Origin of the sequence: Streptomyces sp. N35 (assembly GCF_016464295.1) — a bacterium.
Lineage (GTDB): Bacteria > Actinomycetota > Actinomycetes > Streptomycetales > Streptomycetaceae > Streptomyces.
On sequence record NZ_JAEIMH010000230.1, the window covers coordinates 1 to 576 of the forward strand.

1 pseudogene is annotated in these 576 nt (G+C 66.1%); it reads right to left on the reverse strand.

Features of this window, described 5'->3' with window-relative positions:
• Window positions 1-547, reverse strand: a pseudogene (locus JAO81_RS44215) (NTP-binding protein); the annotation flags it as partial.
• Window positions 548-576 lie beyond the last annotated feature (29 nt).

The window sequence follows — 576 nt, forward strand, 5'->3', positions numbered from 1 at the left end:
ACGGGCCGACCATCAGCATGATCTTCTGCTGGTCCGTGGCCCCGCCCAGGATGTAGCCGAACCACTCCTGCAACGCCTCGACCGAGCCGGGGTCATCGGGCCATAGCTGTTCGAGGAAGGCCAGCCAGTGCGGGGCGGTCGCATCGGGGTCGTAGTTGAACGGGACGGACACCAGGTTGAAGAACTCCGGTGTGAGGGGCGACAGTTCCCGGTCGCAGACGTTCAGCAGCCCGTTGCGGCAGGCCACCACGGGTGCGGATCTTCCGTGCGCAGAGGCGGGATCACCGATCCACTGGGGCACGTCGACGGACGGGCGCAGGTGGGTGACGGCGGTAATCGCCTCGGTCAGATCAGCGATCTTCCGTTTCGTCGGCGACCAGTCGCGTACCTCTACCTCGCCTTTGACGGTCTGCTCGTAGGTGGCGTTCTCCAACTTCCGGTACAGGTCGGCACGGACTTCCTGGTCGTCGAGTTCCCGCCAGTGCGGGCCCCTCCACTGCATCCATGCTCCCCGCCAGTGCCGCAGCGTCAGCGTCTGGCCGCGCATCCATGCCGATTCCAAGTGCCGGGCCACAG